Source organism: Pseudomonas savastanoi (assembly GCF_020917325.1).
GTDB lineage: Bacteria > Pseudomonadota > Gammaproteobacteria > Pseudomonadales > Pseudomonadaceae > Aquipseudomonas > Aquipseudomonas amygdali.
Genome location: NZ_CP076652.1, coordinates 4,427,502 through 4,443,756, shown reverse-complemented (window position 1 = coordinate 4,443,756; position 16,255 = coordinate 4,427,502). Strand labels below are relative to the sequence as shown.

Sequence of the window (16,255 nt, the reverse complement as noted above, 5' to 3'; positions counted from 1 at the left end):
AACGGGCTCGGACCAGCGCAATTGCCACAATAGTCATCGCGATACTTGCCTGCCGTGCCAATGCTCTGCGTTGGCATGCCTTTGGTGAGATTCTGCGTCACACATCCTCAGCCTGGCGAGGCAGCGTGCATAACCGACGCTCAGGCCTCAATGCCCCGACCCTGATCATCGATCAATAATCTTCTTCCGCTCCGGACTTAAAGTGCTGTTTGTGCCACTAGTGTGCCTTTAACGGTGATAATCTCCTCTCATCATCATACGGTATGCACAACAGGCCGGTTGCCTGGTTATTTTCGGAGCCCGATATGTCGGTCCAACAGCGCAATAACGTCAATATCGTGGGCGACGGACCGGCCACTCTGATTTTTGCTCATGGATTCGGCTGTGATCAGCACATGTGGCGCTTCATGGCTCCGCACTTCGCCGAACGCTTCAAGGTTATTCTGTTCGACCTTGTAGGCAGCGGAGATTCCGACGTGTCGGCCTGGTACCCGCACAAATATGCGTCACTCAAGGGCTATGCAAGCGACTTACTGGAACTGGTCGACGAGTTCGCCGGAGACGGGCCGATTGTGCATGTCGGCCACTCGGTCAGTTGCATGATTGCGGTGCTTGCTGAACTGCAGTCGCCCGGCCGATTCGACGGCCATATCATGGTGGGTCCATCGCCCCATTACCTCAACGACGGTGATTACGTCGGCGGCTTCACTCGCGCTGATATCGACTCGTTGCTTGAGACGCTGGAAAGCAATTACCTGGGCTGGTCCAGCACCATGGCGCCGACACTCATGGGCGCCTCTGACCGGCCTGAACTGGGTGAAGAGCTTGCCAGCAGCTTCTGTCGTACCAATGCCGAGATTGCCAGGCAGTTTGCCCGCGTAACCTTCCTTTCCGACCATCGTGCCGATGTCGCGAAACTCAAAAGCAAGACGCTGATCATGCAAAGCAGTGACGATCTGGTGGTGCCGGTGCAGGTTGGCGAGTACCTGCACCGTGTCATTGCCGACAGCACCTTGCACATGATCGACAACGTGGGGCATTACCCGCACATGAGCGCGCCGCAGGAATGCATCACCGCCATGAATCAGTTTCTGGCGTCTTACGAGAGCGCTGCACATGACGGTTGAACAGGTGAGTCTGCCAGTGACAGAAGACCTGTACGAACATGCGGCCTGCGGTCTGTTGGTTACCTTGCCCAATGGCACCATCGAGCGTGCCAATCTGACGTTCTGCCGTTGGCTGGGCCTTGGGCGTGAAGCTGTTCTAGGGCGCCGTTTTCAGGACCTGTTTAATGTGGCAGGCAAAGTCTTCCTGCAAACCCACTGGGCACCGCTCTTGCAGACTCAGGGGTCAATTGCCGAGGTCAAGGTTGAATTGATTCATGCCGATGGCCGCGCCATCCCCATGATGCTCAATGCCGTGCGCCGCGAGCATCCGACCGGGGTTTTGCATGAAGTGGCCGTGTTCATGGCCGAGGAGCGCAACAAGTACGAACGCGAACTGCTTGCTGCGCGCAAGATCGCCGAAGAGCTGTTGCAGCAACAAATGGCTGTTCAGACAGAACTTACCTCGGCACGCAATCGCCTGCGTCTGGCTCACGCCGAGGCGGAAATACGGGCCATTTTTGCCGAGCAGATGATTGGCATTGTCAGCCACGACCTGCGCAACCCTCTGGCGGCGATCAAGATGGCGGCCGGACTGCTGGAGCGCACGCAACTGGAGTCTAGGCAAGAACGAATCCTTGGGCACATCCATCACTCCACTGACCGGGCTGACCGCATGATTGTGGATCTGCTGGATTTTACCCATGCCCGCGTCGGCAGCGGTATTGCCGTGGTGCCTCAGGCTATCGATCTGCACGCGGTTGTCGCCCGGGGCGTCGAAGAGCTGCGCCAGGTTTTCCCGCACAGAGTGCTGACGCATCGCAGCGAGGGGCAGGGTGCGTGCTCGGCGGATCCGGATCGTCTGCTGCAAATGCTTGGTAATCTGGTGAGCAACGCCATCAACTATGGCACGGACGGCAGCGAGGTTTTGATCACGTCTTCCTTCGATACCTGGCTGATCAAGCTGTCGGTGCACAACGTCGGCGAACCGATACCCATGGAGAAAGTGGACGACCTGTACGAACCCGTCGTACGGGTGGTCAGTGACAGTGACGAAACCCGCACAGTCGGGCTCGGCCTGTTCATCGTTCGCGAGATCGTTCGAGCCCATCTGGGTGAGGTGACGGTTCGCTCTTCGGCTGAGGAGGGTACGACGTTCACCGTAGCCTTCCCGCGCCCTCCTGCGTGAATGAGCGTACGGCCAGGTTTCTTCGGCCAACGTGGCGTATTCAAGGGTGCACGAAGATCGTTACAGACCTAAACTAAACGCTGCGCCATTACCTCAAGGCTGATACAGGTTCTCCATGCGGCAATCCATTTCAAATGATGTAGCCAAGATCAGTCGGATCAGCGCGGTTCCGGCCATCCTGCAAGTCATCACCGAATCCACCGGCCTGGGTTTTGCCGCCGTGGCGCGTGTCACCGAAAGTACCTGGATGGCCTGCGCGGTTCTGGACAAGCTGGATTTTGGTTTGAAACCCGGCGGCGAGCTGGAACTGAGCAGCACAATCTGCCACGAGATTCGCAGCTCCCACAAGGCTGTGGTGATTGATCATGTCGCTGAGGATCCGCTGTTTTGTGAGCACCATACGCCGCGTTTATACAACTTCCAGAGCTACATATCGGTGCCGATCTTCCTCTCCAATGGCACCTTTTTCGGCACTATCTGTGCGCTGGACCCCAAGCCCGCCAAGCTGACCGGTACACCCATCGAGGCGATGATGGCGTCGTTTGCGCGTCTTCTGGCACTGCAGATCGAGGCCGAGGAAAACCTGCAGCAAGTGCGTGAAGACCTTCTGGCCGAGCGTGAGGTGGCAGAGCTGCGCGAGCAGTTCATCGCCGTTCTGGGGCACGACCTGCGCAACCCTTTGTTTGCCATCAATGCCAGTGCCGAATTGCTGCTGCGTCGGCCACTGGATGAAAAGGCCCTGCAAGTCGTGCAACACATCCTGACGTCTGGCAAACGCGCCTCGCAACTGGTCGACGACGTGCTCGACTTTGCCCGTGGCCGCATGGGGCATGGTATTCCGCTGAGCATGCACGATGCGCACGGGTTGGATGAAACGCTTGAACATGTTGTGTCAGAGATACGCCGTGTTCACCCGTCCAGGCTGATCAGGTCGGATATAACGGCGCTGGAGCGTATTCGCTGCGACCACGAGCGGATCGCGCAATTGCTGTCCAATCTGGTGTCCAACGCGATCAGTCACGGTGATCCCCAAAGCCCGGTCGAGGTGACGGCGGGTGTGCGCGGTGATCTGTTTCTGCTCAGCGTTACCAATCAGGGCGAGCCGATACCCGAGTCCGTTCGTTCGCAGTTGTTCCTGCCTTACTCACGGCCAATCACCGACGAGCCGCAAGCCGGGCTAGGTCTGGGGCTTTATATCGCCAGCGAGATAGCCTTGGCGCATGGCGGTACGCTTGAAGTGTGCTCGACACGAGAGCAGGGCACTGTCTTCACGTTCAGGATGCCTTTGAAGTCGGCGAAGTCGGCGAAGTCGGCGTAGTTACGCCCGTAAAACACGACGTGCGATTGCATGACCTGGGCGCAGCGCTTCCTTGCCTTGCGCCAGGGCCGAGCCTGCGTGGCGTCGCGCATGGCTGAAGGTATGCGCTTTGAACATCCTTGTTACAAACTCTCACACCGCTATGCTTGCTCATCGACACTGTCGGGTCGAACCTGAGGCCTGGGCTGCCGTCAAAGGCCTGAGTCTTCACGGTTACCCCGCAGTTTCACCTTTGCCAAGAGGTAGTGATGAACAGTTTTTTGCGCAATCTTGTAGGGGGCGTGCTGGTTGCGTCATGTGGCATCGGTGCTGTTCAGGCGCAGACACTGCCAAACAGCACACTCAACAACGGCGCCAGCAGCAACCCGTATAACAGCCCGATCAAGCGCTCCAACCCCAACAGCCGTCAGGGCACCGAGTCAATCACGCCCCGCGCGCCCGGCTCCAATATTGCGCCGCCTGTGCGCAGGCCTACGCTGGAGAACGGTGGTATCGGCAACGGCTACCCCACGCGCCAGAATGCTCCGCGTCCCTCTACGCCGACAACCGACCCCAGCCGCGCCAATTGAATCTTCAACCCTGCGAGCCCGTTTCACCGCGGGACGTCGACTCAATGCATAAGGAAACGCTCATGCTTAGAAAAACCCTGATCGCCACATGGTGTACCGCTGCCATTTTGAGCCTGCCGCTGACGGCAGGCGCCGCCCCGGAAACCTACAAAAGCGAACAAGGCACCGTCACGGTCACCCCGGTTGCCGAAGGTCTGGATCACCCATGGGCACTGGCATTTCTGCCTGACAAGCAGGGCATTCTGGTGACGGAGCGTTCCGGCAACCTGCGTATCGTGTCGGCGGATGGCAAATTATCCGAGCCGCTTTCCGGTGTGCCGCAAGTCTGGGCAAGAAAGCAGGGTGGTCTGCTCGACGTCGTGCTTTCCCCGGACTTCGCAAAGGACCGCATGGTGTATCTGACCTACTCCGAAGGCAGTGGCAAAACCGCCGCCGAGGGAGATACCGCCGGCACTGCCGCAGGGCGTGGTCGTCTGTCCAAAGACATGACCCGTCTGGAAGACTTCGAGGTTATCTTCCGCCAGGAACCGAAACTCTCGGTGGGCAACCACTTCGGCGCGCGGATGGTGTTTGATCGCGACGGTTACCTGTTTATCGCGCTGGGCGAGAACAACGATCGTCCCACTGCGCAAGACCTGGACAAGCTGCAAGGCAAGATCGTACGTATCTACCCGGATGGCAGCGTGCCGAAAGACAACCCTTTTGTCGGGCAGAAAAACGTCCGGCCCGAGATCTGGTCCTACGGCCATCGCAACCAGCAGGGCGCAGCGCTCAATCCGTGGACCGGTACGTTGTGGACCAACGAGCATGGGCCCAAGGGCGGCGATGAATTGAACATCATCGAGCGTGGCCAGAACTACGGCTGGCCGATTGCGACTCACGGTATCGACTACTCTGGTCAGCCGATTTCGGAGTCCAAGGGCAAGGTTGTCGAAGGCACAAAAATTCCGTTTCAGGTCTGGGAAGTTTCGCCGGGCCTAAGTGGCATGGCGTTCTATGACCACAGCCTTTTCAAGGCATGGGATCACAGTGTATTCATCGGTGCTCTGGCCACTGAGGAGTTGATCAGGCTGCAGTTCGAGAATGACAAGATCGTTCATGAAGAGCGGCTGTTGAAAGGCATGAAACAGCGGATACGCGATGTGCGTCAGGGGCCGGACGGTTACTTGTATTTGTTGACGGATGAAGACGAGGGTAAGTTGCTGAAAGTCGGGTTGGCTCAGTAATAGCCTGTTAAACCTTTGAAAAAGAAAACTCCCACAATGTAGTGGGAGTTTTCTTATGGTTTCTCGGTGCGATAACTTTTAGGGCAGTCGGATCAGTTATCCTTTGCGTCACGTACCACTTCGCCCGTCTTGGCATCGACGTCGTAGTTCCATTCCACACCCTTGGCGTCTTTCAGTTCGATCTTATAGACCAGGCGGCCGTCGCGTTCTTTTTCCAGCTCGGTATCGTGGACCGTGAAGCCTGTGTGCTTGGCAACGGCCTGCTTGTTGAACTGTTCAAAGTCACCCAATGCCTGAGACTTGTAAAGGCGGATCACTTCATCGGGACCAACGTCGGCCTGGGCGGCACCTGCAACAGCAGCGAGGGCAACAGCGGCGAAGACGGCAGGCATAAGTTTCATAGGGTATTCCTTTCTGATTGATCTGTTTTAATGGATTCGTCACACGCTGAATGGTTCAGCGGTTTTGTTGAACTCAGATTATCCACGCTTACTTAATTCACGCTTAATTATTCCGGTGCGCAACGTTTTTTGCGGTGGCTTCTTTCCCTTGATACGTAAGTAGAGTTTTCCCGTGTCATTCGTTTACAGGCAGACCATCACGTAAAGGTTGAAAAAAAACGGCGGTGAACGTAAAAGGTTGGCCCCCTGCCGGAAGGTGCATCGCGTCTGTCCAGGCACCTGTCCTTGCGGAGTCTGATCGATGAGTACGCCCTACCGACCTGCCATGCGTCATGCCTGGCGATTGTTACCGTTGGGCATGGCTGTTGCCTCGCCGCTAATGGCTGCGGATCCGCTCACTCTGGACGCGGTCAACGTGACCGGGTTCAGCGAACAGGAAGGTGCCAGCGACTATAAAGCTGGTCGGGCGTCGATTTACGGGTTTGATCAGGCTTCGCTGCTGGACACGCCTGCCTCGGTTTCAGTGTTCAGCGAAGCGCTGATCAGGGACCGTCAGGCAAAACTGCTGAGTGACGTGCTGCGCAACGATGCCTCGGTCGGCGACGGCTATGCGCCGGCAGGCTATTACGAAAACTTTGTGGTGCGCGGCTTCTCGTTGAACGCAGCCAACAGTTATCGCATCAACGGCCGCAGCATTGCCGGCGAGCAGAACGTGGCGCTGGAGAACAAGCAGCAGGTCGAGTTGCTCAAGGGGCTGTCCGGCTTGCAGAGCGGCGTTTCAGAGCCCGGTGGTGTCATCAACTACCAGACCAAGCGCGCGCAGGATGTTCGCTCGGTCACGGTCTCTACCAACGAACACGGCGAGCGCTACCTCGCGACCGATGTCGGCGGCTGGTTCGGCAGCGAACAGCAGTTCGGGCTGCGCGCCAACCTGGCCCATGAAGACATTCGCTCGTACGTCGAGCACGCCGACGGCCAGCGTGATTTCGCCTCGCTCGCCTTCGACTGGAACATCAGCGAGCGCGCCTTACTGCAACTGGACGTCGAGTATCAGAGCAAAGAACAGCGTTCGGTGCCCGGTTATCAATTGCTCGGCGGTACGGCGCTGCCTCACGACGCCTCGCCACGCAAGCTGCTGGGCTATCAAAACTGGTCCAACCCGGTGGGCATCGACTCGCTGAACATGAACGGGCGTTTCGAATACCGGTTCAACGACAGCTGGAAGGGCAGCCTGAGTGCGTCGCGCAGTCGCGTGGTCATTGATGACTACAGCGCCTTTGCATGGGGCTGTTACGGCTCGGCCAGTTGCGCAGCCGAAGCGGTGCCCAACCACTTCAGCGCCGAGGGTGGCTACGACATCTACGACTTCCGCAGCCCGGACGACACGCGGCGTAACGATGAGGTCGAAGCGGCCATGTCCGGTACCTTCACTACCGGATCACTGGGGCACGAGCTGACCTTCGGCACCAGCGCCTACCGCCGCACCGTCGATACGAGCGGGACCTTCAATGAATTCGTCGGCTCGGGCACGATCAACGAGTCGCCTGAATCGGTGGCACCGTCGCCTTTGACGCTGCCACATACCGAGCGTCGTCTGGACAGTCGTCAGTACGGGCTGTTCATCACCGACCGGATCAGTTTCAACGAGCACTGGCAAACCGTGCTGGGCGGGCGACAGGTGCGGCTCGACGAGCAGGCGTTTACCGAGGATGGCAGCGACGCAAGACACACCGAGCGTTACGTGTTCCTGCCGCAGGCGGCATTGATCTACAAACCGGTGGACAACCTTTCGCTCTACACCAGCTACAGCAAAGGCCTGTCGCTGGGCGGGACAGCGGCGTGGTTCACCACCAATGCCAGTGAAATACTTGCGCCCACCGTATCCCGACAGCTGGAAGCGGGCATCAAGTATGACTGGCAGCGTATAAGCCTGACGGCAGCAGTGTTTCAGGCCCGTCAGGCGTATCAGTACTCCAGGCCCAACGATGACGGCACGTTTACCTATGTGCAGCAAGGCGAGCAGAAAAACACCGGGCTTGAACTGGGGGCGAGTGGCTGGGTGACCGACCGCCTGCAGATATCCGCCAGTGCGGCGGCCATCCGGGCGCGGGTCGAAGGCAGCGGCACCGAGGCCTATGACGATCATCAGGCCCTCAATGTGCCCAAATACCGTGGCACCCTGCAAGCTGACTACAGCCTGCCGGTGCCCGGGCTCGCCTTACTCGGCGGGATGCAGTACAGCGCCAGCAAGTACGCTGACCGTGAAGGTTCCGTGCAGGTCAATGACTACACACTGTTCAATATCGGCAGCCGTTACAGCACCCGAATCAGCGGCTACGACACGGTCCTGCGCCTGACCGTCGACAACCTCTTCGACAAACGCTACTGGCGTGATGCCGGGGAGTATCTGGGTGACGACTACCTATTCATGGGCGCACCCAGAACGGCGAGATTGTCGGCCACCGTCAACTTTTAGTGGACGGGCTCTATTGCACGGAGCGTTGGCACGATCGTCGGGATTCTCGTTCCTCACGCTCCAGCGTGGGGGTGCAGTTCACGACGCTCTGCGTCGTAAAGAGGACGCGGAGCGTCCAGAAACGGCATGCGACGCGGAGCGCCGCACGATAGTTGAAGTGATCGTTCCTCACGCTCCAGCGTGGGAGTGCAGTTCACGACGTTCTGCGTCGTCAAGAGGACGCGGAGCGTCCAGAAACGGCATGCGACGCGGAGCGCCGCACGATAGTTGAAGTGATCGTTCCTCACGCTCCAGCGTGGGAATGCAGTTCTCGACGCTCTGCGTCGTCAAGAGGACGCGGAGCGTCCAGAAACGGCATGCGACGCGGAGCGCCGCACGATAGTTGAAGTGATCGTTCCTCACGCTCCAGCGTGGGAATGCAGTTCTCGACGCTCTGCGTCGTCAAGAGGACGGAGCGAGCGTCCAGAAACGGCATGCGACGCGGAGCGCCGCACGATAGTTGAAGTGATCGTTCCTCACGCTCCAGCGTGGGAATGCAGTTCTCGACGCTCTGCGTCGTCAAGAGGACGCGGAGCGTCCAGAAACGGCATGCGACGCGGAGCGCCGCACGATAGTTGCGATCATCGTTCCCGCTACAGGCCTCCGCTCCGTATCAGTGCGCCCGCAAGCTTTGCTATTCTTCGCGCCCTGTGAGCGCCAGGCGCTTTTTTCAGCCATGTTTCGGGGGCTTCATGACGGCCATCGTTCAATCCACTCCGCAACCTTTCACCAAAGGCGACTACAAGACCCTGGGCCTTGCGGCGCTGGGTGGCGCGCTGGAAATTTACGACTTCATCATCTTCGTATTCTTCGCGCTGACCCTCAGCCAGCTGTTTTTTCCGCCCGACATGCCCGAGTGGCTGCGTCTGCTGCAAAGCTTCGGGATCTTCGTGACAGGCTATCTCGCACGCCCGCTGGGCGGCATTCTGATGGCGCATTTTGCCGACCGGCTGGGGCGCAAGCGGGTGTTCAGCCTGAGTATTCTGATGATGGCCCTGCCTTGTCTGCTGATCGGCATCATGCCCACCTACGCACAGATTGGTTACTGGGCACCACTGGTGTTGCTGGCGTTACGCATTCTGCAAGGCGCAGCGGTCGGTGGCGAAGTACCCAGTGCCTGGGTCTTCGTGGCAGAGCACGCACCCCAGGGGCATCGCGGCTACGCACTCGGGGTGTTGCAAGCCGGCCTGACGTTTGGATACCTGCTCGGTGCGCTGACCGCAACATGGCTGGCAAGGGTCTTCAGCCCGGGTGAGATTCTTGACTGGGCGTGGCGTATTCCGTTTCTGCTGGGCGGTGTTTTCGGCGTCGTGGGCGTCTGGTTACGCCGCTGGCTGAACGAAACGCCAGTGTTCATCGCCATGCACGCCCAGCGTGAAAACCTGCCGACACTGCCGCTTGGCCAGGTCCTGCGCGATCATCGCCAATCCTTGCTGCCGGCCGCGCTGTTGACGTTTGTGCTGACTTCCGCAGTGGTCGTGCTGGTAGTGATCACGCCTACGGTCATGCAGCAGCGCTTCGGCATCAGCGCGAGCACTACGTTTGCCCTGAGTGCGGTGGGCATCGTCTTCCTCAATATCGGCTGCGTGTTGGCAGGCATGCTGGTTGACCGCATCGGTGCGTGGCGCGGCGTCATCATCTACAGCCTGCTGCTGCCGCTGGGTATAGGCGTGCTTTACGCCAGCCTTATCCAGCAATGGATGCCGCTGGGTATCGCCTACGCCATCGCAGGGCTGGCCTGCGGGGTTGTCGGCGTGGTGCCTTCGGTGATGGTCGGACTGTTCCCTGCGAACATTCGTGTGTCTGGCATCTCGTTCACTTACAACATCGCCTACGCTTTTTGGGCGAGTACCACGCCGTTGCTGCTCATCGCGCTGATGCCCTGGAATATCTGGGTTTGTGTGCTCTACAGCCTGGTCATGGGGATTGTGGGTCTGGCGACCGCTGCAGTATTCGGCTTGCGCCGGGGTGTGGTGGTAGATGACCTTGCAGCCGGCCGAAACGGTTAGCGTCAAGCCTGTTCCTGCTGGCGCGCCTCTTTCTCGCAAGCAGCCGCTCATCTATATGGGCGGTTTGCGCAAATGAAAAACATCAAGAAAGTTCTTCAAGTCAGGCGCGGTCAATTGTAACAAGTGATTGTAATTCTGTTTGCTCAAGTCTATCTTGCGCCCCTCTATATTATTTTTATTTACTGAGCTGGTGTGCTGTTGGCTGCCACGATTCCGACGTGCCTCGATTGGTGGGTTATTTGTGATTTCGTTAAATTGATAGAGGTAATTGTTCTGTATTTTCTGTAGGAGATTTCTTTAATAGTTTATTGCTTCATGATTGTTCTCACAGGTCTTTGTTTTTGGCAGGATTTTGGTTTCTATTCGGATTTAATAAAAAACAATACTAAATAAAATGGTTTCTGTGCCGATTTACTTTTTAGGTCATGGAAGACGTGTGTATGAAACATCCTACAAATTTGCTCTAGGGCAAAATGATGGCAAGGGGAAGTAGCATGGAGGTGACAATGAGAGAGCAAGAGGTTCTTGGCCTGCTGTTGCAGGGCTGTACGAACAAGGAAATCGCCAGGCAGCTCCGTATCAGTGACTATACGGTTCGTGATCACGTGTCTTCGCTACTAAGAAAGAGCCGTGTAAAGACCCGTGTCGAGCTCATGGCGCGTTGTGTTTCTTTATGGCTTCCGGGAAAAAGTAACCGACCCCCTACATCTGTCGGATTGCGCAACGAGTCAGCACATACATAATGTGTCTTGTCACAGAACACATCTTGTCAGGGCGATCAGCGTTATCGGGACAGTGCCCCAAGGTCAATAATTTCACTATTGCACTACGGTTGATTTCCGGTGGTCGGCTATCTGGTTGCCCGGAACAGATGGTTCTAAAGTCCGTCCTTACGGCAAACCGTAAAAAATAAAAAGGAGCAATCATGACTGTTTGTTTTGTTCGGGGCCGGTCTGAGTCCGATCAGTCATTGCGGCTGGATCCGCATCGGCCCGGTTTGAATCTCACAACAGACTTCCATCGCCTGGCAACCCGGCAGTCGGCACTTTCGGTAACGCAACTTGCCGAGCAACAGAAAAAACTGTCCGGCCCCGTTGGCCTGTTTGCCAAGCTCTGCCGACAGGTTCGTTCGCATGGACGCCAGGCCCCGTTGATCGAAGAGGTCGAGCGGCTTGAGGGGCGCAAGCGCAAGTGGCTGGCCGAGCAGGCTGTACAGTTCATCCTGGGCTTGCACGGCCGCCGGCCAGCGGTCGACAACCCGTTCAAAGGCCTGTTGCGCGAAGACCTGTGTTGCATCGTGTTCGATGACGAATCGCTGCACACGCTGGTCGAGCGTTACACTGCCGGTGAAGCACTGCGGCACCAGGACAGTGAGTACTTCGTCAAACTCATTGCCACCACACGGAACACAGTCGAGCGACGAATCGTCTTCCACGGCCTGCTCGAACACTTCGACCGATTACTGCCGATCGAAAAGAGCATCTACCCGCTCAATTACCGCGCCACCCAGCTTGCCCATCTGGAGCAGGAAGAAACCCTCTACGGCAAGTTGATCATGGAGCAGCCCATTAGCGCACTGCTTGAAGTGCATACCCCTGCATGGCTGTTGGAAAATCTTTCCTCTTTTGAGTTTTCGATTGATTGAGAACCCGCCCTGGATGTCCACGGGCTAAGGCTTTTTCTGAAAAGTATTTGATATGGATATATAAAGCTGTTCGGGATTTACGATTTTTTCAGTAATGGTTTTAAATTTTTTCGAGCTTTTTGAAGGCGTAGCATTAAATACCGCATGTTTTTATCAGTGGCTTATACAATAAAAGAGTAGTAAGAAGAATCGCAAATGCCGCGTGTTTTTAATGATAAATCATTGGGAAAAGTGTTATGAAAAAAATAGTACCTCTGTTGCTGTTGTTTTTGTCTTCGGCCAGTCAGGCTGCAGATTACTCGGTGACAACTACAAGAACACCTACGACTATAAACGGACCTGGGCATAATGCATTCTCCAGGCACCAGTTGAGATTGTCCGATTACCCTCGCGGGGCGGCCAATAACTCCCGATTGCGGAAAATCTCATGGACGGCGACATCATTTCCGGACAGTAAAGGTGAGCGCGCCAATCTTTGCTTTCGAACCACGGGTGTGCACGATATCGATTGTGTAACTATTATTCCTGGCGCTCCAGGTAGTACTGAGCTCTTCAATAATCTCGGTTTTAGCTACGCGTCGGATGTGATCATTCGGCACAACGCTGAAAGTGGACCTTGGCAAAGTAAGCCGTTGGGGGCGGAAACAGTCACCTTTCATTTAACGTATTGATTGTCGACCCCTGACGATAAACGTCAGGGGTTCTATAGGCCAGGAGTCCACTTTATGCGGGTAATCAGCTCTGGAATAGAAGCGCTGGTAACAGCAAGGCAACTCGATGAAAAAATAGCCTCTAAAAAAATACCCGTTCTTGCTAACTCATCCAGTCATACAAACTTTCTGGACCCCTCCGTGACAATCAGTGGCGGGGCGATTCTCAAGCAGAGAATTTTCGGACTGACAGACCCTAAATTTCCAGCACCCATGCTGGGTAAGGCAGAGTGCGGCACGTCCATGCCTGAAACCTCTTTTTTAACACGGGATGACCGGAGGCTTCTTGGCGAGGTTTATGAGTGGGCCAGAGATCAGGGGGCTGATCTTTTCTACGTCGATGACTTGGCGTTTGGGCTGGCATCCTACAGGGAGAAAGACGATGGAAGGATCTGGTCTCGTCATAACCAAGGCAAGACCTATGACATGGAAGGGCACAAGGTCTTTTACAGTTTTACAGATACAAATGCGGCGACGGCCAAGCGTATTAGTGAGGGAAGCGCTTTAACAACGACACGGCTGGATCAGGGTTTTATTCGTTTTATCACGGACAAAGACTACGGTGCCCTTGGTCACAACCACTTTGAGTTCATGGAAAAAGTCATCAATCGTTTTTCGACGTCGGGGGAAAGGGACCAGCAACTTGGACCTGACTATGCTACCTATAAAAGCCAGAAAAACGACTACATTAGAACTCTGTCAAAGGAAAAGTACGCCCCTGGCGAGGGTGACATTCGGGAAACCGGCATCCCCGCTCAAAAAACCGCAAAACCCAAGGAAATCACCCTGGAAAGCCTGCGAGAAGACATGCGCAACTCGTTCATGAAGGCGATGGGCATCAAGAACTTCTCATCCCTGTTTGACGTCCTGTTCAAGAACCGGCGTTGACCGGTCAGGCATCTGCACTCAGTGGCTGGAGCTCTGACGGCATATCCTGAGCGCTGGCCACGCAGTTGCGACCGGTGCTTTTGGCGAGGTACAGCGCCTTGTCTGCTTCGTGCAACCAGGATGAAGCATCCGGCAGTTCAGGAGAATAGGCGGCTATGCCGATACTCAGGCTGACCTTGAGATCGCGCTGCAGAGAGTAGGTCATTTCATCTATCGCCAGACGCGTGCGCTCCAGGATTTCCCTCGCTTGAAACAAGCGGGTGTCCGGCAGAATGACGCAGAACTCATCTCCGCCACAACGTCCGATCAAATCCGAGTCCCGCAGGTTTTCCATCAGTGCTTCGCTGATGTTCTGCAGCACGGTGTCGCCCATGAGGTGGCCGTAGGTATCGTTGATGACCTTGAAATGGTCAATGTCGATCAGTGCGATGACGCACTGCTGATGCTGGTTCTGGCTTTTTGCGTACTCCAGATCAAGCAGGTCTTTCCATGCGCCATGATTGAGCAGTCCGGTGAGGCTGTCGGTACGGCTTATTTTTCGCAGGATGTTGCGATGCTCCCAGAGCTTCAGGGTGACCTGATGGCTCATCCAGCCGATGAAAATAGGGTAAATCACCAGGACGGGAAGGCAGGCGTAGATCTGTGCAATGTTGCCATGCAAATTGACTACGGGGTTAAGCACGGCCAACGAGATCAGCACCCCCAGCGCCTGTGCGCACAAGCCTTGCAGCATCAGGCGTGGCCCGGCAGCAGCCATGTTATGCATGGCCATCATTGCGATGACCGTAACGCTGGGCACGGCACTGAAGCCCATCGCGCCAATCCAGAACCCGCCCATCAGCGAGTCGAAGAGTAGATTGCGCCATTCCGCCTGATAGGGTTCGCGCGATTTTTTCGCAATCTGGTAAGCAACATGCGGCCAGATCAGGGCATTGAGCAGCGCCAGTGTCCAAAGCCAGTGTGCAGCATTCACGTAATACAAAGACACAGCGACAGTAATAAAGCCAACGCTGACACCGAGTGATCTCGGCGCGTAGATCCGCTTGGCGAATGCCAGTCCCTTGCGGTGATATGAGCTCATAGTTCCTTACCGGACATAACGTCTTGAATCGGTCAGAAACCATGACTCCTTGACCGAAAGGCTGGAGTTTGAGCGTTCGCCAGTGTCATGGGAAGAGCATTTTGCAGTGCAGTGTCAATTAGCTGCACATCGGGAAGGCTTGCCTGTTTCGGAGTCAATTAACTGACAAAAACAGCCAGGAAACAGGTTCAAAAATATGACGAAACATACCAGCAGCGGCACTCTGGAATAACCGGGCAGTGTAGTTGCGTCGTTGCAAAAGTACTGCCCGGTGATATCCGGCTAATCGAGCCGGGCCAGTTTATGCGCCGGCCTTGTTTTTCTGAATCCCGGTCATCCAGGCAACTGCAATGGCCAGTAACGCAACGACGGCTGCGACATACCCCACCGCATTCAGGCCCAGATGCTCAATGGTCAGGCCGCCAATGATCGATCCCAGACCTATACCTGCATTGGCCGCCGAGACATTCAAGGTTCCTGCCAATGCCTGGGCCTGCGGTGCCGCTTTCATCACCCTGATCTGACAGATAGGGAACAACGCTGTGTGAGCAATGCCCCAAATCACCAGCACCACGGCCAGCAGCGGCATGGAGCCTGCGGCGGGTACGCTTGCGGTCATGCCCAGTGCGAGCAGCAGCGCAAAGGCCATGGTCGAGCCGAGCGGGCTGCGGTCCACATAACGTCCCCCCAGTGCATTACCGATCAGGCCGACCGCGCCGAAGCCCATCAACCACCAGCCCACTTGAGCCGACTCGATACCTGCGATGCGTTCTAGTGTATCTGCCAGGTAGGTGTAAGCCCCGAACATGGCAGTGAACAGCAAGATGGACAGCAGCAAGTTGGCGAGGAACAGCGGATCACGCAGGATTTTTGCCTGCTCGGCGAGGCCGACCTTTGCGGTAGGTTCAATGCGTGGCATCGACAACGCCAGTAACACTGCCATTAATGCAGACAGCAGCGTCAGCGCCCAGAACGCGCCGCGCCAGCCCACTGCATCGGCAAATACGGTGCCCAGCGGGATACCGAACAGCATGGCGGCGGAGATACCGAGGTAAACCTGCGCCACTGCCTTGCCGGCGCGTTTCGGTCCGGCCAGCAGGCTTGCGGTTTCACTGGCCGTGCCCCAGAACACCGGCAGCGCCAGTGCTGGTATGAATCGCGCCAGTGCCAGCACCCAGATATTGCTCGACACCGCAGCCAGAGCGTTGGAGGCCGCGAAGATCAGCAGGATGACGATGAACGTACGCTTGCGGTCCAGGTGCGAAAGCATGGCTGTCAGCGGCGGGCCAAACAGCATCACGGTGAAGGCGAATAGCGTAACCAGCAAACCGGCAGTAGAAATGGAAATTCCCAGGTCGCGGGCCAGTGAAGGCAGCAGTCCTATGATGAGAAATTCGGTGGTAACGATTACGAAGCCAGCCAGCGCCAGAATCGCGATGGACAAGCCTGCACCGGTCGAGCTTTCGCTCTTGGTGCCAGAGACGGCAGTTTCCAGAGACGGCATGATACGAACCCATGAAAAAATAAGTTCGCCAGCTTATTGCAGAAAATGATTCCTATCTTTGGCAAATATTCATTACATTGCGGAATTGAATTCACTA

At 56.4% G+C, this 16,255-nt stretch carries 13 protein-coding genes; 10 read left to right on the top strand and 3 right to left on the bottom strand.

What is annotated here, in order from left to right; all coding sequences use genetic code 11:
- The first annotated feature begins 305 nt into the window (after positions 1–305).
- The 5 genes from KP808_RS18755 to KP808_RS18735 all read left to right on the top strand — a co-directional run bounded on the left by KP808_RS18755 (position 306) and on the right by KP808_RS18735 (position 5,405).
- The gene (locus tag KP808_RS18755) at positions 306–1,127 is read left to right on the top strand and encodes an alpha/beta fold hydrolase (protein WP_004657609.1); all 822 of its coding nucleotides are present in this window, start codon (positions 306–308) and stop codon (positions 1,125–1,127) included.
- Positions 1,117–2,292 (top strand): PAS domain-containing sensor histidine kinase, encoded by a 1,176-nt coding sequence (locus KP808_RS18750; RefSeq protein WP_230016655.1) that lies wholly within the window; start codon positions 1,117–1,119, stop codon positions 2,290–2,292. Before KP808_RS18755 ends, KP808_RS18750 begins: the two co-directional genes overlap by 11 nt.
- 115 nt (positions 2,293–2,407) lie before the next feature.
- Complete coding sequence (locus KP808_RS18745) at positions 2,408–3,610, top strand: GAF domain-containing sensor histidine kinase (RefSeq protein ID WP_230016654.1); 1,203 nt, start codon at positions 2,408–2,410, stop codon at positions 3,608–3,610.
- Positions 3,611–3,858: 248 nt separating this feature from the next.
- On the top strand, positions 3,859–4,179 hold the full coding sequence (locus KP808_RS18740) for a hypothetical protein (RefSeq protein WP_002552537.1): 321 nt from the start codon (positions 3,859–3,861) through the stop codon (positions 4,177–4,179).
- Positions 4,180–4,241: 62 nt separating this feature from the next.
- The gene (locus KP808_RS18735) at positions 4,242–5,405 is read left to right on the top strand and encodes a PQQ-dependent sugar dehydrogenase (RefSeq protein ID WP_122258317.1); all 1,164 of its coding nucleotides are present in this window, start codon (positions 4,242–4,244) and stop codon (positions 5,403–5,405) included.
- A gap of 92 nt (positions 5,406–5,497) precedes the next feature.
- Here KP808_RS18735 and KP808_RS18730 read toward each other — a convergent pair whose 3' ends face one another.
- Positions 5,498–5,806: a PepSY domain-containing protein gene (locus KP808_RS18730; protein ID WP_230016653.1), complete on the bottom strand. Its 309-nt coding sequence runs from the start codon at positions 5,804–5,806 to the stop codon at positions 5,498–5,500.
- Positions 5,807–6,107: 301 nt separating this feature from the next.
- On the opposite strand from KP808_RS18730, the gene KP808_RS18725 reads away from it, so the two are divergent.
- From KP808_RS18725 to KP808_RS18705, 5 genes are all read left to right on the top strand, one after another.
- Complete coding sequence (locus KP808_RS18725; protein WP_230016652.1) at positions 6,108–8,282, top strand: TonB-dependent siderophore receptor; 2,175 nt, start codon at positions 6,108–6,110, stop codon at positions 8,280–8,282.
- Between the two features lie 731 nt (positions 8,283–9,013).
- Positions 9,014–10,330 (top strand): MFS transporter, encoded by a 1,317-nt coding sequence (locus KP808_RS18720; RefSeq protein WP_230016651.1) that lies wholly within the window; start codon positions 9,014–9,016, stop codon positions 10,328–10,330.
- Positions 10,331–10,803: 473 nt separating this feature from the next.
- Entirely contained in the window at positions 10,804–11,073 is a 270-nt protein-coding gene (locus tag KP808_RS18715; protein ID WP_080396197.1) for a helix-turn-helix domain-containing protein, read from the top strand.
- A 182-nt stretch (positions 11,074–11,255) separates the two neighbouring features.
- On the top strand, positions 11,256–11,975 hold the full coding sequence (locus KP808_RS18710; RefSeq protein WP_058400143.1) for a hypothetical protein: 720 nt from the start codon (positions 11,256–11,258) through the stop codon (positions 11,973–11,975).
- A gap of 725 nt (positions 11,976–12,700) precedes the next feature.
- Complete coding sequence (locus KP808_RS18705) at positions 12,701–13,573, top strand: hypothetical protein (RefSeq protein WP_058400144.1); 873 nt, start codon at positions 12,701–12,703, stop codon at positions 13,571–13,573.
- 4 nt (positions 13,574–13,577) lie between these two features.
- On the opposite strand, the gene KP808_RS18700 is transcribed toward KP808_RS18705, so the two are convergent.
- Positions 13,578–14,654: a diguanylate cyclase gene (locus KP808_RS18700; protein ID WP_058400145.1), complete on the bottom strand. Its 1,077-nt coding sequence runs from the start codon at positions 14,652–14,654 to the stop codon at positions 13,578–13,580.
- A 301-nt stretch (positions 14,655–14,955) separates the two neighbouring features.
- Complete coding sequence (locus KP808_RS18695) at positions 14,956–16,158, bottom strand: MFS transporter (RefSeq protein WP_122258324.1); 1,203 nt, start codon at positions 16,156–16,158, stop codon at positions 14,956–14,958.
- Between the last annotated feature and the right edge of the window lie 97 nt (positions 16,159–16,255).

What these genes read in the sequence shown, in the direction of transcription:
- KP808_RS18755 (WP_004657609.1), top strand. Translation starts at nt 306, where the DNA reads ATGTCGGTCCAACAGCGCAATAACGTCAATATCGTGGGCGACGGACCG.
- KP808_RS18750 (WP_230016655.1), top strand. Translation starts at nt 1,117, where the DNA reads ATGACGGTTGAACAGGTGAGTCTGCCAGTGACAGAAGACCTGTACGAA.
- KP808_RS18745 (WP_230016654.1), top strand. Translation starts at nt 2,408, where the DNA reads ATGCGGCAATCCATTTCAAATGATGTAGCCAAGATCAGTCGGATCAGC.
- KP808_RS18740 (WP_002552537.1), top strand. Translation starts at nt 3,859, where the DNA reads ATGAACAGTTTTTTGCGCAATCTTGTAGGGGGCGTGCTGGTTGCGTCA.
- KP808_RS18735 (WP_122258317.1), top strand. Translation starts at nt 4,242, where the DNA reads ATGCTTAGAAAAACCCTGATCGCCACATGGTGTACCGCTGCCATTTTG.
- KP808_RS18730 (WP_230016653.1), bottom strand. Translation starts at nt 5,806, where the DNA reads ATGAAACTTATGCCTGCCGTCTTCGCCGCTGTTGCCCTCGCTGCTGTT.
- KP808_RS18725 (WP_230016652.1), top strand. Translation starts at nt 6,108, where the DNA reads ATGAGTACGCCCTACCGACCTGCCATGCGTCATGCCTGGCGATTGTTA.
- KP808_RS18720 (WP_230016651.1), top strand. Translation starts at nt 9,014, where the DNA reads ATGACGGCCATCGTTCAATCCACTCCGCAACCTTTCACCAAAGGCGAC.
- KP808_RS18715 (WP_080396197.1), top strand. Translation starts at nt 10,804, where the DNA reads ATGATGGCAAGGGGAAGTAGCATGGAGGTGACAATGAGAGAGCAAGAG.
- KP808_RS18710 (WP_058400143.1), top strand. Translation starts at nt 11,256, where the DNA reads ATGACTGTTTGTTTTGTTCGGGGCCGGTCTGAGTCCGATCAGTCATTG.
- KP808_RS18705 (WP_058400144.1), top strand. Translation starts at nt 12,701, where the DNA reads ATGCGGGTAATCAGCTCTGGAATAGAAGCGCTGGTAACAGCAAGGCAA.
- KP808_RS18700 (WP_058400145.1), bottom strand. Translation starts at nt 14,654, where the DNA reads ATGAGCTCATATCACCGCAAGGGACTGGCATTCGCCAAGCGGATCTAC.
- KP808_RS18695 (WP_122258324.1), bottom strand. Translation starts at nt 16,158, where the DNA reads ATGCCGTCTCTGGAAACTGCCGTCTCTGGCACCAAGAGCGAAAGCTCG.